The following is a 17,388-nucleotide window of genomic DNA, read 5'->3' on the forward strand; positions in this document are numbered from 1 at the left end:
GACTTAAATAATGATAATTTCAAAATATTAAAACTACTTTAGGAAGAAGTGATAAATGAATTTCTTTTAGGACTATCTTGAAAAGCGGTTTCCCCGAAGATTGATCAGTCTGGAAATAATCCCATCTAGGACTTTCTTTACTATATTTACTTGTTTTTAACAATCGCTGAACATTGGGCTAATGTGCAGTTGGTATGTTGTAGTTGTTAATCTACTAATCTATTGGGAGGAAGAATGCGTGCATGCAATCAGGAAGACAGTAGTTTATTTGTTGGCTATTTTGCTAGTTTCACAATCAATTCTACTCCAAGTTTCGCCCGGTTCCAATACAGCGGTTGCGGAAACGGCAACGCCTTACTCGCTTGGTCCGGTTATTGAAGAGTGGGCGAGACCCGTTGCACCTGGTGTCCAGGAATCATTGATGACAATCGACAGCGGAGCAGGGCGGCAGGAAGCATTTGTCATGAACGTTGACACAAAGCATCCAGACATACATATAGAGGCAGGTCTTCCGAATGGAAAGGATTTTGGGATGCAGACTGTCCGCCAGCAAGCCTCGTTTGTATCGAAGCCAGGCAATGTGGTCGTCGGCGGCGTGAATGCCGATTTCTACAATACTTCAAACGGCATTCCAATTGGCTCGGTGATCCGCGATGGCAAGATTCTGCAAGCTTCCACTACTGAAATATTTGGCATCAAAGAAAACGGGGAAGCGGTAATCGGCTACCCCAATCCTAGATTTACATTGCTGGTTAACGGCGTAGACACAAAACTGAATGGTGTGAATGGAACACGAGGTACCAACCAATTGGTCGCCTATACTCCTGATAAAAAAACAACCGGAACAAATGCGTCGGGAACAGAAGTGGTGTTAACCCAAGTTTCCGGTGATGTTCGAGGAATTGGGACGATTACCGCCCAGGTAGAAGACGTAAAAATCAATCAGGGAAATACGGAAATTGCCGAAGGAAAGCTTGTCCTTTCCGGCCATGGAACCGCAGCTGATTTATTAAAAAGCTTGCAGGTTGGCCAGCAAATTGAATTGCGGACTTCGGTCGCGGCAGGCTGGGAAGATGTAAAAGAAGGGCTGGGCGGCCGCATCATCCTTGTTGAAAACGGGCAGAAGGTTCAACTTGAAGAGGGCTCTTTTACAACGACGCGGGCACCAAGAACAGCGGCAGGTATTAAAGCTGATGGCAGTATTTTCTTTGTCGTGATTGATGGCCGGCAGCCGGGTTATTCCGAAGGTGTTACCGTTTTTGAACTGCGCGATCTGATGTTTGAAATGGGCGCCGTTGATGCCTTGAATTTAGATGGCGGAGGGTCTTCAACCTTCATTACCCGTACGAATGGGGAGAGCGGCTTATCCGTGGTTAATCATCCTTCTGATGGATTTGAACGAAGCGTTGCGAACTCTTTCCTTGTTGTATCAACAGCAGCTGAAGGCGCACTAACGCAGCTCGCTGTTCAGCCGGATCATTTATTGATGCTTGCCGGCAGCTCTTACGATTTTAATGCAAAAGGAATGGATGCAGCGTACAATCCGGTTGCAATGAACGGTGAACCGCAATGGCGTGTTTCCGATGGGGCAATCGGTTCAGTGGATTCAGCCGGAATTTTCACATCTGGGCAAACTCCAGCCAGCGGGGAGTTAATCGCCGACCTCAACGGCTCTACGGGTACGTCGCGAATTACGGTCGTCAACCAGCTTTCGGCACTGCACTTGCCGCAAGATAGCTTAACCGTTAAACGAGGGGAAGAGATGAACTTTGCTGTGAAGGCTATTTCAAACGGGAGAGCTGTTCACGCCCACCCGGCTAATTTTAAATGGGAAATTACCGGCGACATTGGAATCATTAACGAAGATGGAACGTTTAAAGCGGCTGATAAAACCGGAACAGGTACGATCAAAGTCAGCTATGGTGATAAGTCTGATACGATGAATATTCAAGTCGGAAAAATGCCGGTTATTTTGGAGACATTTGAAAATGGTCTGGAGCATTGGGTGGCAAGCGGTGCCCGTTACCAATCACTTTCGATTCGCCAGACCACCTATCCGGAGCCGGCACGCTTTGGCAACCACGCACTGCAGTTGAACTATGATTTTACAGGCACGATCGGAACATCCGGTGCTTATGCACACACGAAGGAAGATATAATCATTGAGGATTACCCTGAAAAGATCGGGATGTGGGTATACGGCGATGGCATGGGCCATTGGCTCCGTGCGCAATTAAGGGATGGAAACAACAATGCTTTTCCAATCGACTTTGTAACTAATATGGATTGGGAAGGCTGGAGATATGTTGAAGCAAGCGTACCTGCTGGAAAAACAACGCCATTAAAGCTGGATCTTGCTGTTCGTTTAATGGAAACAAGCAACGATAATAAAAACGCGGGTACCATCTACGTAGATAATATCCGTGCCGTTTACGGGGAAACAAATGACGATTTAGTCAATCCGGTCATAACGAAGGAATATCCTGCAGAAAATGAAGTAATCGTAACAAATGAATTAAAAATCAGTGCCACCGCCCAGGACAATGAAGGCGGCACAGGTATTAATCGTGAACGTGTCTGGATGTATCTGGACGGACAAAAAGTAGAGGCTGATTTTAATGCGGAAACAGGTGAGATTTCCCATATCCCTGATTTTCCACTTTTAGACGGTTATCATCAGGCGAAAATCGTCGTTCACGATCACTTCGGCAATGAAAGTGAGCGCGTCTGGCAGTTTGAAGTCGACAGTGCAGGCACGGGAATTAAGCCAATTTACGAAAAAGAAGCTTATGTAGGTAATGAGTATGTGGCTGCGCTTGAAACGAGCCAACTGCAAAATATGAAGGGCTTAAAGCTCCATTTTACTTTTGATAAAACGAAGCTCCAGGCAGCGCCAAATCAAGTACTGCTCAATGAGGACATTCCAGCTGATAATGTTGTGAAAAACGAAATCACAGCTGAAGGCGATGTAGTTCTTGAGTTAAAAAATCTAGATACCATCCCTGGCGCAGAAACGATAACAGAATTAGCGAAGCTGCCGTTTCAGATCCCAACAAACGCAATTGAACCGATCTCGCTTCAGTTTGTTGAAGGAACTGCGACACTCGCAGGAAGGGACCAGGCTGTCAGCATTTATATGCCGGATATCGAGGCTCAAGTAAAAGCACATTACAACATTGCAATCGATCGGGCATCTGTCGGGTTTGACTCAGAAATTACAGTTAGAGATGAAAAAGGCAGAGCGGTGAAAGGAGCGGTCGTTCAGGTGAAATCACCTGAAGCTGAGCTTGCCGTCATTAAGTCAAAACAAGCGGCATTATTCCGTGATCCCGACCGGAACAGTGAAGAACTTGTACTGTTTTCAAAGGAGGAGAGCACCATTATCCAGGAAAAGCAAGGTGATTGGTTAAAAGTGAAGTTTGGAAAGCTTGAAGGCTGGATCGAGACTGACAAAGCAAGCATATCTTCATGGGTATTGGGCACGACCGACCGGAAGGGGAGAATTAAAACAAACAGACTGTCGATCATTCCTGCAGAGCTTGTGATCCAGGCTCAAAAAGAAAGGCGCTACAGCTTTGAAACAAAGGTAAAGGTTCTAGATCACCTTGGTACACGAACACCGGAACGAACAAACCTTACTTTTAGCGAAAAAGAGAACAGAATGAATGTCACCTGGACAACTTCACCTCTTACAACAGCTTCAGTTGTCGAGGTTATCGAAACAGGCCGCTATGAAAAAGATGGATTTAACAGAAAAGCGGTCAAAAAAGTGAAGGGAAACAGCAGGGAGTATGCTTTTGACTCTGGTGAGGTACAGGTGCACTTAGCTTCATTAAACGGTTTAAAACCGGGAACTTCCTACACATATCGGGTAGGGGACGGTGCAGAGGGAGGCTGGAGTGAAGCGGCGACATTTACGACAGCGAAAAAGACCAATGACCCGTTCAGCTTTATTTTAATGGGTGATACCCAGGCACCTCCGAATCAAACTGAAAATGGATTTGGCGTTTTTACCGAAATTTTCAATAAAGCTAAGCAAGAGTACCCTGATGCATCGTTTATGGTTCATGTTGGGGATATGATCGATGACGGGAATCTTTACTCGCACTGGAATGCGTTCTTTGAATCAATGAAGGATCCGAAGCTGGCTGCGTCAACGCCGATCGTTCCTACGGTCGGTAACCATGAAAACATCGGTACAGGTGTTGAAACCTTTAAACATCTCTTTAACACGCCAAAGAATGGGCCTGATCAATTTAAAGGAACCACCTATTCTTTTGACTATGGCAATGCGCATTTTGCCGTACTCAATACTGAAACAACGAAGGAAGGTCTCATCGAACAGGCCGAATGGCTCAAAGAGGATATGCAGGAAACCGATAAAAAGTGGAAGATCGTTGTTTATCACAGGTCTCCATACTACTCAAACCCGGCAGGCGGAAGCGAAACCGTGAAGGAAGTTTGGCCGAAAGTTTTTGATGAGCTCGATATCGACCTCGCTATTTCGGGCCATGACCATTCTTACGTGCGCACTTTCCCGCTTGAAAACGGAGCTGCGGCTGATCGGGGCACCACGTATGTGATTGCCGGATCAACCGGCAAAAAGTTTTATGCGACAACCCCTCAAGATTATATGGACGTTTATTTTGACGAAGACACGCAGGTTTACACAAATGTATCGATAGACGACCAAGGAATCAGCATTTTAGTGAAAACACGTGATGGAAGAATCGTTGATAATCATACGATTACAAAATAGAAAGCTATAGTTGCAGAAAAGGGACTGAACTCAAAAAAGTTTTTTACTTTTGAGTCAGCCCCTTTTCTTTTTTAGCAATAAAAATAAACATATTGCCAGTCATGAAGATGATAAATAAAATCAGTTAAACATTTTTATTAAAAACATAGTCGGGTACCGTCTGGGATTTTAGCTTATTTTATTGCTAAGTAGGGCCAGTTCACGAAAAGTTTTTGTGTTCATTTCCGGCAACAGAGACCGGAACCTTATAGCCTTTTAAAAGGACGTTGGAAGTTTTGGTCTCGGCGTTTACGGCTTTTATACCGAACGCGCCGTTATCTCCTGCAGCCTTGACGTCTGCAATGCTGGCGTTTTTGACGCGCGAGCCAATGTCGATCGCTTTTGGTGCCGAATGGTCAATTCTCACATTGCGGATTTGGACTCGATCGGCGTGATTATCTCCGCCGAAAACCTTTATATCTGTGCCTGCTTTTTTAAAACCTCTGATTGTGATGTTGTTCAAGACTACGTTTCTCGACCGATATTGGATCGCGATAACAGGATTTTTGTGATAGTCATAATCAGGATCGCCAATCAAAGTAAAATGGTTGATGACGACATTTTTATAGGCGGACACGACAAGTGCGCGCGGCGTCGAGCCTGCATATAAATCCGTATAAATTGGCGCAAGTGCCACGAGATTGGTTGCCCTGATATTAAAGGCTGTTTTAGACTCCGGGTCAGTGATTTTATGATGGCCAATATGGCGGAAGTTATAGGATCGGTTATCATTGACCGAAATATGCCCGATAATCTGGACGTCAGCTGCAGCAGAGGAATTATGATGTGCTTTAATTTCGACGCCGCCGAAGCATCTTGAAGTAGAATTGTTGACGAGCCAAACGTGGCGTGAACCGTCATCGACTTCAATCCCGTTCGAATTAGAAAAGCCCTTATTATGGGCCCGGCCGCTCGGGTCACACATATGCGAATTCGAGATTAGGATATTGTCGCTATGATGCGTGGTAATCCCGTCATCCCCGAAGCCATAGCCGTTTAAGTGATCGAGCCAAACATACTTGCTGGGGCCACGTGCCCGGTATCCATCTCCCGAGTAGTTGTACAAAGTGGATGAAACATCGAAGCAATGAAGGCCCGGATTGATCCCTTCTACTCCTTTCACCCAGCCAAATGTAACATTGGCGTAAGTGAGGCAGCTGGAATGATTGCCCCAAGTACTTGTTTTGTCGGTTGGGCAAAGCCTATCGGCATTCCAGTCCAAGCTCATCCCTTCGACTAAAATATGATGATTGCCTCGCCAATGGTTGGCGTTTGTAATCAGCCTTCTTCCTTTCGGTGCTTGATGATGCAGTTTTATCGTGGTCAATCCTTTTCCAGCGCCAACGAGACACGTCCATGAAGGAAGCGTGATTCCTTTCGTGATAAAAATCCCTTCAGGCACATAAACTTGTACCCGGCCATTTCCCAGTGCTTTTCGAAAAGCTTCGGTATCATCCGTAATGCCATCTCCGGCTGCACCGAAGTCCTTTACATTTACTTCGCTATTAATCTCATTTAAAAATTTCTTGTACTCTTCATCTAACAGCGGTTTCCACTCTGGAAAAATCTCGCCTTGTTCATTTACACATGTATCTGAAGAAATCGATGGCTCATTACTGGACGATGTTAATACAAGATCAGCCAGTAGTTTTGGGAGCCTTTTAATAAACAAGAAAACGGATCGGTGTTGTGCCCCAGTATACTGATATTTATGTTTATTCAGTTGCTGAAACAATTCATCGGTTTCCTTGATTGCCTTTTTAATATCAAGTTCTTTCTTCGAAATTTGTGATATCAAGGCGCGGTTCTTACGTGGGTCATGTTTTTTATCCAAATAAATCATCTTCATACCACCTTCACCTGAAAAACATTTCTTCATGATAAAAATAATATTCCCCGTCTGTCTGGAAGTAACCGTAAGGCTTTATCCTTCTAGTATATGTTTATTCCAAGTAAATAATGGTAATAGCACAAATGTAATTAACAATTAATACTTGGTTTACATGTGGCTGATAGGATGAGGATGATAAAAAAAGGAGGTATCAAGCAATGAAAAATTGGATGAAAAAATTTGTTATTGTTTTATTGGCAGTCTTATTGTTGCCAGCGGCTGTACAAGCAATTAATGGTCCGATCAGCAGTGCTGGCAGTCAGGATGGAGGAATTGGCAACAGCAGTCATTACCTCGATGAAGTGCCGAACATTTCAATGGACCCAAAAGTAAAACAGATTATTTATCCACTATTTTCAACACCTTCTGTAAGCAAGAAAGGCGAGTTATTAACCATTAAAATTGATAGCCAGGGAAAAGAGGCGGCAGGATGGAGCATCAAATTAAAGCAAACGAATAACTCTTCGTTAACAACAGAGTATGAGCTGCCTGTCCAAAAGGTATCTTCTGGCCAATCACACTGGAAGAAAAGCTCAACCATTTATGATGTCACCGTAAAAATTCCAAATGATGTTCCAGAAAAACTGTATGATCTTGAAGTTTCATATACCGGGAATGGCAAGCGAATTACTGATGATCAGCCTCATTCGGTTAAAGTGGTCAATGAATTTAAGAAAGATTTCACTTTCATGCATGTAACGGATACGCATGTCGGTTCACCCCGGAATTTAGGTGATCATGGAGACCCGGCTGCAACAGAGCCAGCACAATTAATTGAAGCGGGGCTTTGGAATCCTGATCCGGAAAAACGCTGGTTATATTTGCAAAAGGCAATCAAAGAAGTCAATTTGATGAATCCTGATTTTGTGGTTGTAACCGGCGATTTAATGTTCGGGCAAATGAATCCACAGGAATATATTTACGAATATGAAGAAACGTATAAATTTCTGCAAAAATTAAATGTACCAGTTTATTTGGTCCCGGGCAACCATGATTATTATGCGCAGGATGCGACGCTTGCCGATGGCGCCAAGTACTGGGAGCAATATTTCGGGCCACAGTATTTCTCGTTTAATTATGGACCTTATGCCCATTTTATCGGCTACAATTCATTCGACTGGCATAAATTTGACAGGAGCGGACATGGAACTCTCTCTGTCCCGACATGGGGCGGACAAATCCGCGAAGAGCAACTAAACTGGATTAAACAAGATCTTGCCGACAATGAGAAAAATGCACAGGCAGGGCAAGTTCGCGGGCTTTTCTCTCACCATAATCCGTTATGGCAGGACAGGGAAATTTGGCCGCACGACGACGCTGAAGTTCAGGAATACTGGAAACAATACGATGGGCAGCATAATCCGCAGCGTCTCGATACACTGATGCTCGGCGAAAAGCTTGGACTGAAATATGATCAGCAATGGCATGGGGAGAATGCAAACGAACTGATCGACGTGATGCAGCAACACAAAGTCAATATAAGCCTGCACGGCCATACGCATGTAGATAACGTGACTGAAAAAGATGGAATCCTTTATACAACGACGGCTTCCGTCGAGTTATCTGGAAAGCCGTGGGTCGGTTTTAGAAACTTTAAAATGAGAAAAGGACAATTCACTTCTTATAATTATGAAGAACCGGGACGCTCGATTCCGATCTATATGAACGGCGAAACGAAAAGCGGCATTATGTCATTTGAAGCGAATTACAAAGCAGCAAACGATGGGCAGTCGACCTCCCAGGAAGCAACCGTAACAAATCGTCTGAAAAAGCCGCTTACAGTCACTGTTCCGTTTTATATGGCTGCAGGTGATTATCGAATTTCATCCGGAAAATTCAAACAAAATTACAGTGCAGACGGAAAGCAATACATCGAAGTAGAAGTCACTGTCCCTGCCGGAAGTGAGCAGAAAATTACTGTGCAGAAATAACTTGAAAACCCCCTATCTGAGCATCGTTGCTTGAGAGGGGTTTTTTAATGGGATTTAATATTCCATTTAATGTTATCGCTTAAATAAAGCTGATTTTCGCGCGATTATTGATTTTTTCGCTTAAATCATGTCACTTTTCGCTTAATTCCTCTTAGTTTCCGCTTAAATACTCTGAATAGGCCAGCTGATCAGTATGATTATGTAAATATATGGATTAAATTGTAAATTTTCAGAGCTTTATGACAGCTACATTCCCTGACTGATTATATTTCTCCGCTAAATAGATCGAAAAAGAGAGTTTTTTGAACAGAAACACTAGATTTTTGTGCATTTGGTAGTCAACCAGCCTTTCGAAAGCGTTCTGCTGATTTATCCAACATGTTTCCTTACCGGTGTCGAATCACTTTATTGTTACGGTTTTTTAAAAGATTCATGAAGAAAATTAGGCAAAAGGGCTTTTCTAGAAATCGGAATTTTGTGTTAATTGAGATTGATAAAGACCTAGCAAAAATAGTTTTGGTTCCTTTGTCCTGAATGAATATGCCCAATCTCATGAATTGCTGGTTTACATTCCTTAACACTCGGTTTAAAAAGTCCATTTATAATAAAGCCGATTCAAATAATTTATGCGGAAAGGGGAACGATCATGAATAATGAAAGAGTAATGGACGAATGGATTAAGAAATGGAGCGAAGAAAGTCTCGGAAGGAATATGGACCGCCGTGATTTTCTGCAGGGAGCAAGTAAAATTGCCACCTTGTCACTTGGGCTCGCGATTGCACAATCGATGGGCGGACTTGATGTAAGTGCAGCTTATAATTTCACGGAGTATCCGTTTACTCTTGGTGTTGCGTCAGGTGATCCTCTTTCAGACAGTGTTGTTTTATGGACAAGGCTTGCTCCCGACCCTTTAAATGGCGGAGGAATGCCGTCTAAAAAATTGCCGGTAAAATGGGAAGTGGCCAAAGATGAAAACTTTCGAAAAATTGTCCAGCGCGGCACGGAAGTAGCGGCACCTGAACTGGCCCATACCGTCCATGCTGAAGTCAAGGGATTAAAACCAAACCAGGTATACTTTTATCGTTTTAAAAGCGGAAATGAAATAAGCCCGACAGGTAAAACGAAAACACTTCCTTCATCCCGTTCCAGTGTTTCTAGCATGACATTCGCTTTTGCTTCATGCCAGCAATTTGAACACGGTTTTTATACGGCTTATCAGCATATGGCTAAAGAAGAGCTTGATCTCGTTTTCCACCTTGGCGATTACATATATGAATACGGGCCGAATGAATATGTTGCTCCAAGCGGTAATGTCCGCACCCACAGCGGTCCGGAAATTATTGCACTTCAAGATTATCGAAACAGGTATGCCCAATACCGTTCAGATGCTGACCTTAAGGCTGCCCATGCTGCCTTTCCTTGGGTTGTAACCTGGGATGACCACGAAGTGGAAAATAATTATGCGAATGTCACTCCCGAAAAAGGACAGTCGGTTGAGGAATTTATCAAACGCCGTGCAGCCGCCTATCAGGCTTATTATGAGCATATGCCTCTCCGCAGATCTTCCTTGCCAAAAGGAGCTGATATGCGGTTATATCGGAATTTTTCTTATGGTGATTTGGCGGAATTTAATGTACTGGACACAAGGCAATACCGTGATGACCAGGCGAACGATGATAAAAGCTCACCGCAAACACCTGAATCTCTTGATCCCAACCGCACACTTCTTGGCGATGAACAGGAACAGTGGCTGTTTGAAAACCTGGCTGGCTCAAAGGCGGCATGGAACGTGTTGGCCCAGCAGATCTTTTTTGCTCAGCGAAATTATGGTACGAGCACAGCTCCAAAATTCAGTATGGACTCATGGGATGGCTATCCCGCGGCACGCGAGCATTTACTCAAATCTGCTGAAACCAAACAGGATTTAAACAACGTGGTCGTTCTAACCGGAGATGTCCATGCAAGCTGGGCAGCCAATCTCCATACTAATTTTGATGATCCCAATTCAAGAATTTTCGGTGCGGAATTCGTCGGCACTTCGATCACTTCAGGCGGAAACGGCGCTGATAAACGGGCAGATACTGACCGGATTTTAGCATTGAACCCACATATTAAATTTTTTAACGATTATCGCGGCTATGTCCGCTGCACGGTAACACCGGAACGTTTTCAAGCGGACTACCGGGTTGTTCCCTTTGTATCAACAAAAGGTGCTGACATTTCAACAAGAGCCTCATTTTTACTTGAGAAGGATCAACAGGGAATCAAGCAAGTGGCAACTGCACAAATCCTGCAAGGTGTCCAATTGTCAAATGAGGTTGAGGATGATCGTCACCACGCTCACCAACGAGCCCATGAAAAACAAAACGAAAAAAAGCGGGAGAAGGTAACAAACTAGTTGGAGCTCCCTATTAGAGCATCAACTTTCGACAGGAGGTGATCATGATGTTTTCGAACATTGGTATTCCGGGGTTAATCTTAGTACTCGTGATTGCGTTAATTATTTTCGGGCCTTCCAAGCTTCCTGAAATCGGCCGTGCCTTTGGAAGAACCTTATCAGAATTCAAGGGTGCAACGAAAGGGTTAGTATCCGATTCAGATCATGAGGACGAAAAAAAGCCGTCGCTTACGGCCGTTAAAAAAGAGGGATAACCATCAGATATTAAAAAAGGGTAGACGGGGGAAAGCTCGTCTGCTTCTTTTTTGTAAAAGTTCTTTGCAATCATATGGAGGATAACGACGAGGAGGTCAGCAAAATGGAAAGCAAGAATCTGCAGGTTTTCGGACATTTGGAAGAACTGCGAAACAGGATCATTAAAACATTAACAGGATTTTTGGCGTTCATGATTGTGAGTTTCCTGTTTGTCGAGGAAATTTATAAATGGCTGATTAAAGATTTAGATGGCAAGCTCACTGTCCTTGGCCCGGGTGAAATTCTTTGGGTGTATATGGTGATTGCCGCGGTATTTGCGATTGCCGCCACCATACCATTGGCGGCGTTCCAGACGTGGCGTTTTGTTGCGCCGGCATTAAAAAAAGAAGAGCGTAAGGTAACGCTCCGATTCATCCCTGGCTTATTCTTCTTATTTATTGCAGGAATCTCGTTCGGTTACTTCGTGTTATTTCCGATTGTTTTAGGTTTTCTTATTTCACTTTCAGCGGGACAATTTGAGACGATGTTTACTGCCGAGAAATACTTCCGGTTTATGATTAACTTGATTCTTCCGTTTGGATTTTTATTCGAAATGCCACTGTTGGTAATGTTTTTAACACGGTTGGGAATTTTAAACCCGATGAGGCTGGCAAAGGGCAGAAAGCTTTCCTACTTTGTCCTCGTCATCGTGTCGATCTTGATCACGCCGCCAGATTTAATCTCAGATATTTTGGTGATAGTTCCGTTACTGGTTTTGTATGAGGCCAGCGTACTATTATCCGCGATCGTTTATCGAAAGAGGCTGAAACGAGAAGGCACAGAATTATCAGTGGCTTAACGAGGATATATGCCAAACAGGCAAACAAAAAGGATAGCCGCAAGCTCGGCTATCCTTTTGCAGCTTATTTGCTGCCTTTCTCTTTTAAAACTTCTTGTAAACGGTCAGGGAAGTTGGTGAATATTCCAGTTACACCCCAATCAATCAACGTGCGCATATGTTCTTTTTCATTGACGGTATACGGATGTATTTCGAGGCCGTGCTGGCGAACTTTTTGTACATATGCTTTATCAATTTTGTCAAAGTTCATGCCAACCCCGATACTGTATGTTTTATAATCTTCCAGCTCATCGTCAGTAATCACGGCTGGCGTATCGTACCATAATAATTGTACAAGCGGGATTTCCGGCTCCAACTCATGGACTATTTTTAAGCTGTCAGCACTGAACGATTGGATGAGTACTTTGCCCGAAGAATCTTCCGAACCTGTTAATTTATACTTGCTAAGTACTTCGAGCAGTTTTTCTTCCATGCCCGGATAGACTTCAGGGGATTTCGTTTCGATATAATAGCGGGAGCCTTTACCGAATGTTTGAATGACTTCGTCAAGCGTCGGTACTTTTAACCCAACATACTCTTTTCGTGCCAATTCCGGATATTTTTCATTGAACCATGAACCGGCATCCAGCTCCTTGATTTCGGAGAGTGTGTAATCTTTAACATACCCTGTTCCGTTTGTTGTGCGGTCAAGGGTTTCATCATGCATCGCGATCAGCTCACCGTCTTTTGTCATTTGCAGATCAATCTCGATATAGTCTCCTTTCATTTTTTCCCCAAGTCCGTAAGCCAAAAGCGTATGTTCCGGGGCATGTCCTGAGGCGCCACGGTGGGCTACGTTTAAAATTTTGTTTGGATGCATTGGTTTAGCGGCGTCTGCATGTCCGACAAATCCGGTGCTAATTCCAACTAATGCGGCTGACATCAATACATTTTGTAAAAGTCCTTTCATCTCCTGTTTCCCCTTTCGTAGTTAAGATCATTTTTAGCATAATGGTTGGATTTTAAGTGAATATAAACAAATATTTAAAATAGGATGACAATCCTGTAACAAACATTGATTTATATTTTCCGGAAACATTTCCTTTTGAGGAAATGTTTTATAGAATAAGAGTGAGAATATTCAATTTTTCCTGCATTTTTTTGAAATTATAAAATAATATTGATCAAAATTAAGGGAGTTTACATATGGGGAACAGTATGCAGCCACATATCAGAATTGGCGAGGATTATCGGATTCATTATGCGCTCTTGCCTGGCGACCCGGGCCGTGTTGATGAGGTCGCCAAATTTCTCGATCAAACCGAAGCCGTGGCGAACAATCGCGAATTTAAGACAATTGTCGGTTCTTATAAAGGAGTTCGTATTTTCGTGACTTCGACGGGAATCGGCGGGGCATCTGCCGGAATTGCTGTCGAGGAATTAAGGAATATTGGGGTCAATGTGATGATTCGCATTGGCAGCTGCGGGGCGAATCAGGCCGAGGTAAAATTGGGAGATTTGGTAATTGCGGGCGGTGCTGTCAGAAATGACGGGGCCTCAGATGCCTATATTGATAAAGCTTTTCCGGCTATTCCTGATACCGGCTTGCTGTTTCATGTGATTGAAGCAGCTAAAAAATCAGGGTATCGACATCATATAGGGAAAGTCAGGAGCCATGACAGCTTTTATACAGATGAAGAACAGCAAATCGATCAGTACTGGTCAAGCAAAGGGATTTTAGCTTCCGACATGGAAACAGCCGCACTGTTTGTCATTGGGGGATTACGCGGTGTAAAAACCGCATCTATTTTAAATGTGGTGGTAGAAAAAGAAGGAAACCTGGAAGGGGGGATTAATGCCTATTTAGACGAAGCAAACGAAAGCAAGCTTGGCGAACAGAAAGAAATCATCACTGCATTAGAAGCCATTGTCTCTTATCATCATTCATTGAAAAGTTAAAAGGAGGTTTCATTTATGCAAAAGCAAAGTATGTGGTCATTTCGATTTTCTACTTCAGCCCTTGTGTTAATTCCGACTGCCGTAGGTATTAATTATATAGGGAAATTATTTGCAGGGTTGTTAAAGCTGCCGCTATGGCTTGATTCGATTGGTACCGTATTGGCAAGCATGCTGGCAGGCCCGATTATTGGAGCTTTAGCAGGTGCTATAAATAATATTATTTATGGGTTGACGCTCGATCCAATTTCGTTTGTGTACGCTATTTCAAGTATCGCAATTGGTTTGGCAGTCGGAATTTTATTTTATAAAGGCTTGATCTCGAGCTGGTCTCAGGCTGCTGTGGCCGGGTTGATTGTCGGCCTCGTTGCGACAGTTGTGTCGACGCCGATCAACGTAGGTTTTTGGGGAGGACAAACAGGGAACGTTTGGGGAGATGCGTTATACGCGATTATTCTGGCAAAAACAGACTCGATTTGGCTTGCATCCTTCCTTGATGAACTCGTCGTCGATGTGCCGGATAAATTAATGGTCGTCCTGATCAGCTACGGTATTTTCAGGGGGCTGCCGCAAAATGTGGTGCACTTATACGATAACAATCATAAATTGGAGACTCTTGACTAACCAGGCTGCAATGCATAGAAAGATGGTGAACGTTTTTTGAAACCGATCAGTTTATATTCAGAGAGAAGATCAATCGTCCATGACATTGATCCGATAAGTAAGCTCTATTACATTCTTTTTTCAATTTTGGTGCCAATCATTTTGTCATCGCTCACGATCTCTTTTATATGCGTTGGACTTAGCATTGTCCTGCTCTTTGCGGCTAAGGTGTTCAGAAAAACGCTGCCTGTATTCGGCTTTGTTTTTCTGATCCTGATTACGGTCTTCATCATCCAGGGATTGTTTAGTCCCGACAACGAAACAGCTCTCTTTCAGGTCGGCCCAGTTACGATGTATGAAGAAGGGCTGATGCATGCGCTGATGATTACTCTTCGTGTGATCAGTATTGTTGGTGCTTTTATGATCCTTGTCCTGACGACGAAACCGGCGGATCTCGTCGAATCTCTCGTTCGTAAGGGGATGTCGCCGCGGTTCGGGTATGTGCTCAGCTCCGTTTTTCAAATCATTCCGGAAATGATGTCGACAATGGGCACGATTACCGATGCACAAAGGGCAAGGGGAATGGAGACAGAAGGCAAATTGAGCGTCAGGATCAAGGCGTTTTTACCGCTGCTGGGACCTGTCGTGTTAGGGTCATTGATCAATACGAAGGAACGAGCAATGGCGCTGGAAGTGAGAGGATTTAACTCCCCGACACCAAAGACCTATTTATATGAAGAAAAAAATTATACTTTCAGCAAAGCTATTCAGTGGACGCTCTTGGTGCTAACCGCATTTGCCCTCGTCTGGAGGATCGTTGCATGAATAAAATCATCGTCGAAAATCTTAAGTACAAATATCCTTTATCGGCAACGCTGGCACTTGATACTTTGTCTTTCGAAGTGGCAGAAGGCGAATTCATTGGAATTATCGGCGCGAATTCAGCGGGAAAATCAACGTTATGCCAATCAATTGTAGGCCTTGTTCCCCATTTTTATAAAGGTGCATACGGTGGAAAAGTAAGCGTCGATGGGCTGGAAGTCAAGAATCATTCTATCGATGAACTTAGCTTAAAGGCAGGCATCGTCTTTCAAAATCCGTTTACGCAGGTGACCGGGTCTAAGCTGACTGTTTATGAAGAAATTGCCTTCGGCCTCGAAAATATCGGTCTATCGCGTGTCGAAATGAAGGAACGGATCGATTATGTTCTCGACCTGTTAAATATAGCCCAATTGAAAGACCGCAATCCTTTTGAATTATCGGGCGGGCAAATGCAAAGGATGGCAATTGCCAGTATCATCGCCATGAAACCGGGTGTGATTGTTTTGGACGAACCGACTTCCCAGCTTGACCCGGAAGGATCCGAAGAGGTTTTTCAGGCTATTCAAGACTTGAGCAAACAGGGAGTAACGGTGATCTTATCTGAACATAAAATGGAGAAAATCGCCCAGTATTGCAACAGAGTGATGCTGTTAAATTGCGGCAAGCTGATCGATTTTGACACCCCGGAAAAGGTTTTTTCCCGCGAGGATTTAGAGGACTATGGTGTAAGAGCCCCTGTCTATACAAGGGTTTGCAAAGCGTTAAATACTAAAATCGCCGGTACGGATCTTTATCCTGTTACGCTCGATCAGGCATATATGGCACTCGGGGGTAAAAGTCGATGATCAAAGTTAGCAATCTATCATTTTCCTATCAGCAAGGAAGCCCGATTCTCTCTGCAATAAATTTGGATTTTGATACTAGGACGACGGCGATTATTGGTCAAAATGGTGCCGGAAAAACAACCTTCGTCAAATTGTTGAAAGGACTTTTGAAACCGTATGGCGGGGAAATCTTTATTCAAAATCTTCGCGTCAACGATTCGACTGCGGCCGAGCTGGCCAAAACGATCGGGCTCGTATTCCAAAACCCAAATGAGCAAATATTCAAACGCAATGTATTGGATGAGGCCATGTTCGGCCCGCTGAACATCAAGATGAGTACTCATACTGCGCGGCAAAAGGCAATAGAGGCGCTGGAGATGGTCGGGCTTAACGATAAGCTGGAAGTGAATCCCCATGATTTGAGCCTGTCGGAAAAGAAGCTGCTTTGCATTGCTTCAGTAGTTGCCATGGATACGGACATCATTATTTTTGATGAACCGACGATTGCCCAGGACCATGCAGGAAAAGAAAGAATCCGAAACATCATTAACACATTAAAAGAAAAGAACAAACTGGTCATGACGATCATCCATGACATGGACTTCGTCGCCGAGAATTTCGAAAGAACGATCGTTTTAAATGAAGGAAAGGTCATTCTCGACGGGGATACACGGAGCGTCTTCGCATCGAAAGAAATTTTGAAAAATGCCCATGTCGAAGCCCCGGGAATTACGCAGCTGGGAGAGAAGCTTGGTTATAAGGAGACGTTTTTGAGTGTTGAGGAGTTTATAAAAATGTATAAGCATGTAACTGAAAAAAAATAGTTTATAGCAGCAGTCTTACGGTTGCGTAAGGCCAATCACCAGACTGTAGTGTGATTTTTAGTTTTTTGAATATATTACTGGCAGTATTATAAAAGATTATTGTATGTTTACTGCTTTATCTCGATTGAATAACAACAAGAATAGCAGAAGATTATCACCTTAAAGGATGACTTCTGCTATTTTTAATAATGTTTTAATAGCTTCTGTTTATTGGACGATTTTGAGGTCGCATCCTACATGGATGCGTGGATTGAAATTTTTGGTCCCAA

Annotated in this window: 12 protein-coding genes; 10 read left to right on the forward strand and 2 right to left on the reverse strand. The window is 43.6% G+C overall.

Going from position 1 to position 17,388, the window contains the following annotated elements:
* The first annotated feature begins 238 nt into the window (after positions 1 to 238).
* The gene (locus CU635_RS00085; RefSeq protein ID WP_180956596.1) at positions 239 to 4,759 is read left to right on the forward strand and encodes a phosphodiester glycosidase family protein; all 4,521 of its coding nucleotides are present in this window, start codon (positions 239 to 241) and stop codon (positions 4,757 to 4,759) included.
* A 199-nt stretch (positions 4,760 to 4,958) separates the two neighbouring features.
* On the opposite strand, the gene CU635_RS00090 is transcribed toward CU635_RS00085, so the two are convergent.
* Positions 4,959 to 6,641, reverse strand: coding sequence for a glycosyl hydrolase family 28-related protein (locus tag CU635_RS00090; protein ID WP_101575143.1), 1,683 nt, complete (start codon positions 6,639 to 6,641; stop codon positions 4,959 to 4,961).
* A gap of 206 nt (positions 6,642 to 6,847) precedes the next feature.
* On the opposite strand from CU635_RS00090, the gene CU635_RS00095 reads away from it, so the two are divergent.
* From CU635_RS00095 to tatC, 4 genes are all read left to right on the forward strand, one after another.
* The gene (locus tag CU635_RS00095) at positions 6,848 to 8,620 is read left to right on the forward strand and encodes a metallophosphoesterase family protein (RefSeq protein ID WP_101575144.1); all 1,773 of its coding nucleotides are present in this window, start codon (positions 6,848 to 6,850) and stop codon (positions 8,618 to 8,620) included.
* A gap of 646 nt (positions 8,621 to 9,266) precedes the next feature.
* Positions 9,267 to 11,018: an alkaline phosphatase D family protein gene (locus CU635_RS00100; protein WP_101575145.1), complete on the forward strand. Its 1,752-nt coding sequence runs from the start codon at positions 9,267 to 9,269 to the stop codon at positions 11,016 to 11,018.
* A gap of 47 nt (positions 11,019 to 11,065) precedes the next feature.
* Positions 11,066 to 11,272, forward strand: coding sequence for a twin-arginine translocase TatA/TatE family subunit (locus CU635_RS00105; protein WP_101575146.1), 207 nt, complete (start codon positions 11,066 to 11,068; stop codon positions 11,270 to 11,272).
* 104 nt (positions 11,273 to 11,376) lie between these two features.
* Positions 11,377 to 12,111, forward strand: a complete 735-nt coding sequence (tatC, locus tag CU635_RS00110; protein ID WP_101575147.1) for a twin-arginine translocase subunit TatC — start codon at positions 11,377 to 11,379, stop codon at positions 12,109 to 12,111.
* 64 nt (positions 12,112 to 12,175) lie between these two features.
* Here the strand turns inward: tatC and CU635_RS00115 are convergent, their stop codons facing one another.
* Entirely contained in the window at positions 12,176 to 13,060 is an 885-nt protein-coding gene (locus CU635_RS00115; RefSeq protein WP_101575148.1) for a glycerophosphodiester phosphodiesterase, read from the reverse strand.
* Between the two features lie 236 nt (positions 13,061 to 13,296).
* Here CU635_RS00115 and CU635_RS00120 point away from each other — a divergent pair, with 236 nt between their 5' ends.
* From CU635_RS00120 to CU635_RS00140, 5 genes are read left to right on the forward strand one after another with little or no spacing between them, the layout of a single operon-like run.
* On the forward strand, positions 13,297 to 14,049 hold the full coding sequence (locus CU635_RS00120) for a nucleoside phosphorylase (protein WP_101575149.1): 753 nt from the start codon (positions 13,297 to 13,299) through the stop codon (positions 14,047 to 14,049).
* A 15-nt stretch (positions 14,050 to 14,064) separates the two neighbouring features.
* Positions 14,065 to 14,670 (forward strand): ECF transporter S component, encoded by a 606-nt coding sequence (locus tag CU635_RS00125; protein ID WP_101575150.1) that lies wholly within the window; start codon positions 14,065 to 14,067, stop codon positions 14,668 to 14,670.
* A gap of 36 nt (positions 14,671 to 14,706) precedes the next feature.
* Positions 14,707 to 15,474 (forward strand): energy-coupling factor transporter transmembrane component T family protein, encoded by a 768-nt coding sequence (locus tag CU635_RS00130; protein WP_101575151.1) that lies wholly within the window; start codon positions 14,707 to 14,709, stop codon positions 15,472 to 15,474.
* Entirely contained in the window at positions 15,471 to 16,316 is an 846-nt protein-coding gene (locus CU635_RS00135; RefSeq protein ID WP_101575152.1) for an energy-coupling factor ABC transporter ATP-binding protein, read from the forward strand. Before CU635_RS00130 ends, CU635_RS00135 begins: the two co-directional genes overlap by 4 nt.
* The gene (locus tag CU635_RS00140) at positions 16,313 to 17,119 is read left to right on the forward strand and encodes an energy-coupling factor ABC transporter ATP-binding protein (RefSeq protein WP_101575153.1); all 807 of its coding nucleotides are present in this window, start codon (positions 16,313 to 16,315) and stop codon (positions 17,117 to 17,119) included. The genes CU635_RS00135 and CU635_RS00140 overlap by 4 nt, the downstream gene beginning before the upstream one ends.
* Positions 17,120 to 17,388 lie beyond the last annotated feature (269 nt).

The sequence above is a fragment of the Bacillus canaveralius genome (assembly GCF_002860125.1).
GTDB classification, from domain to species: Bacteria; Bacillota; Bacilli; order Bacillales; family Cytobacillaceae; genus Bacillus_BJ; species Bacillus_BJ canaveralius.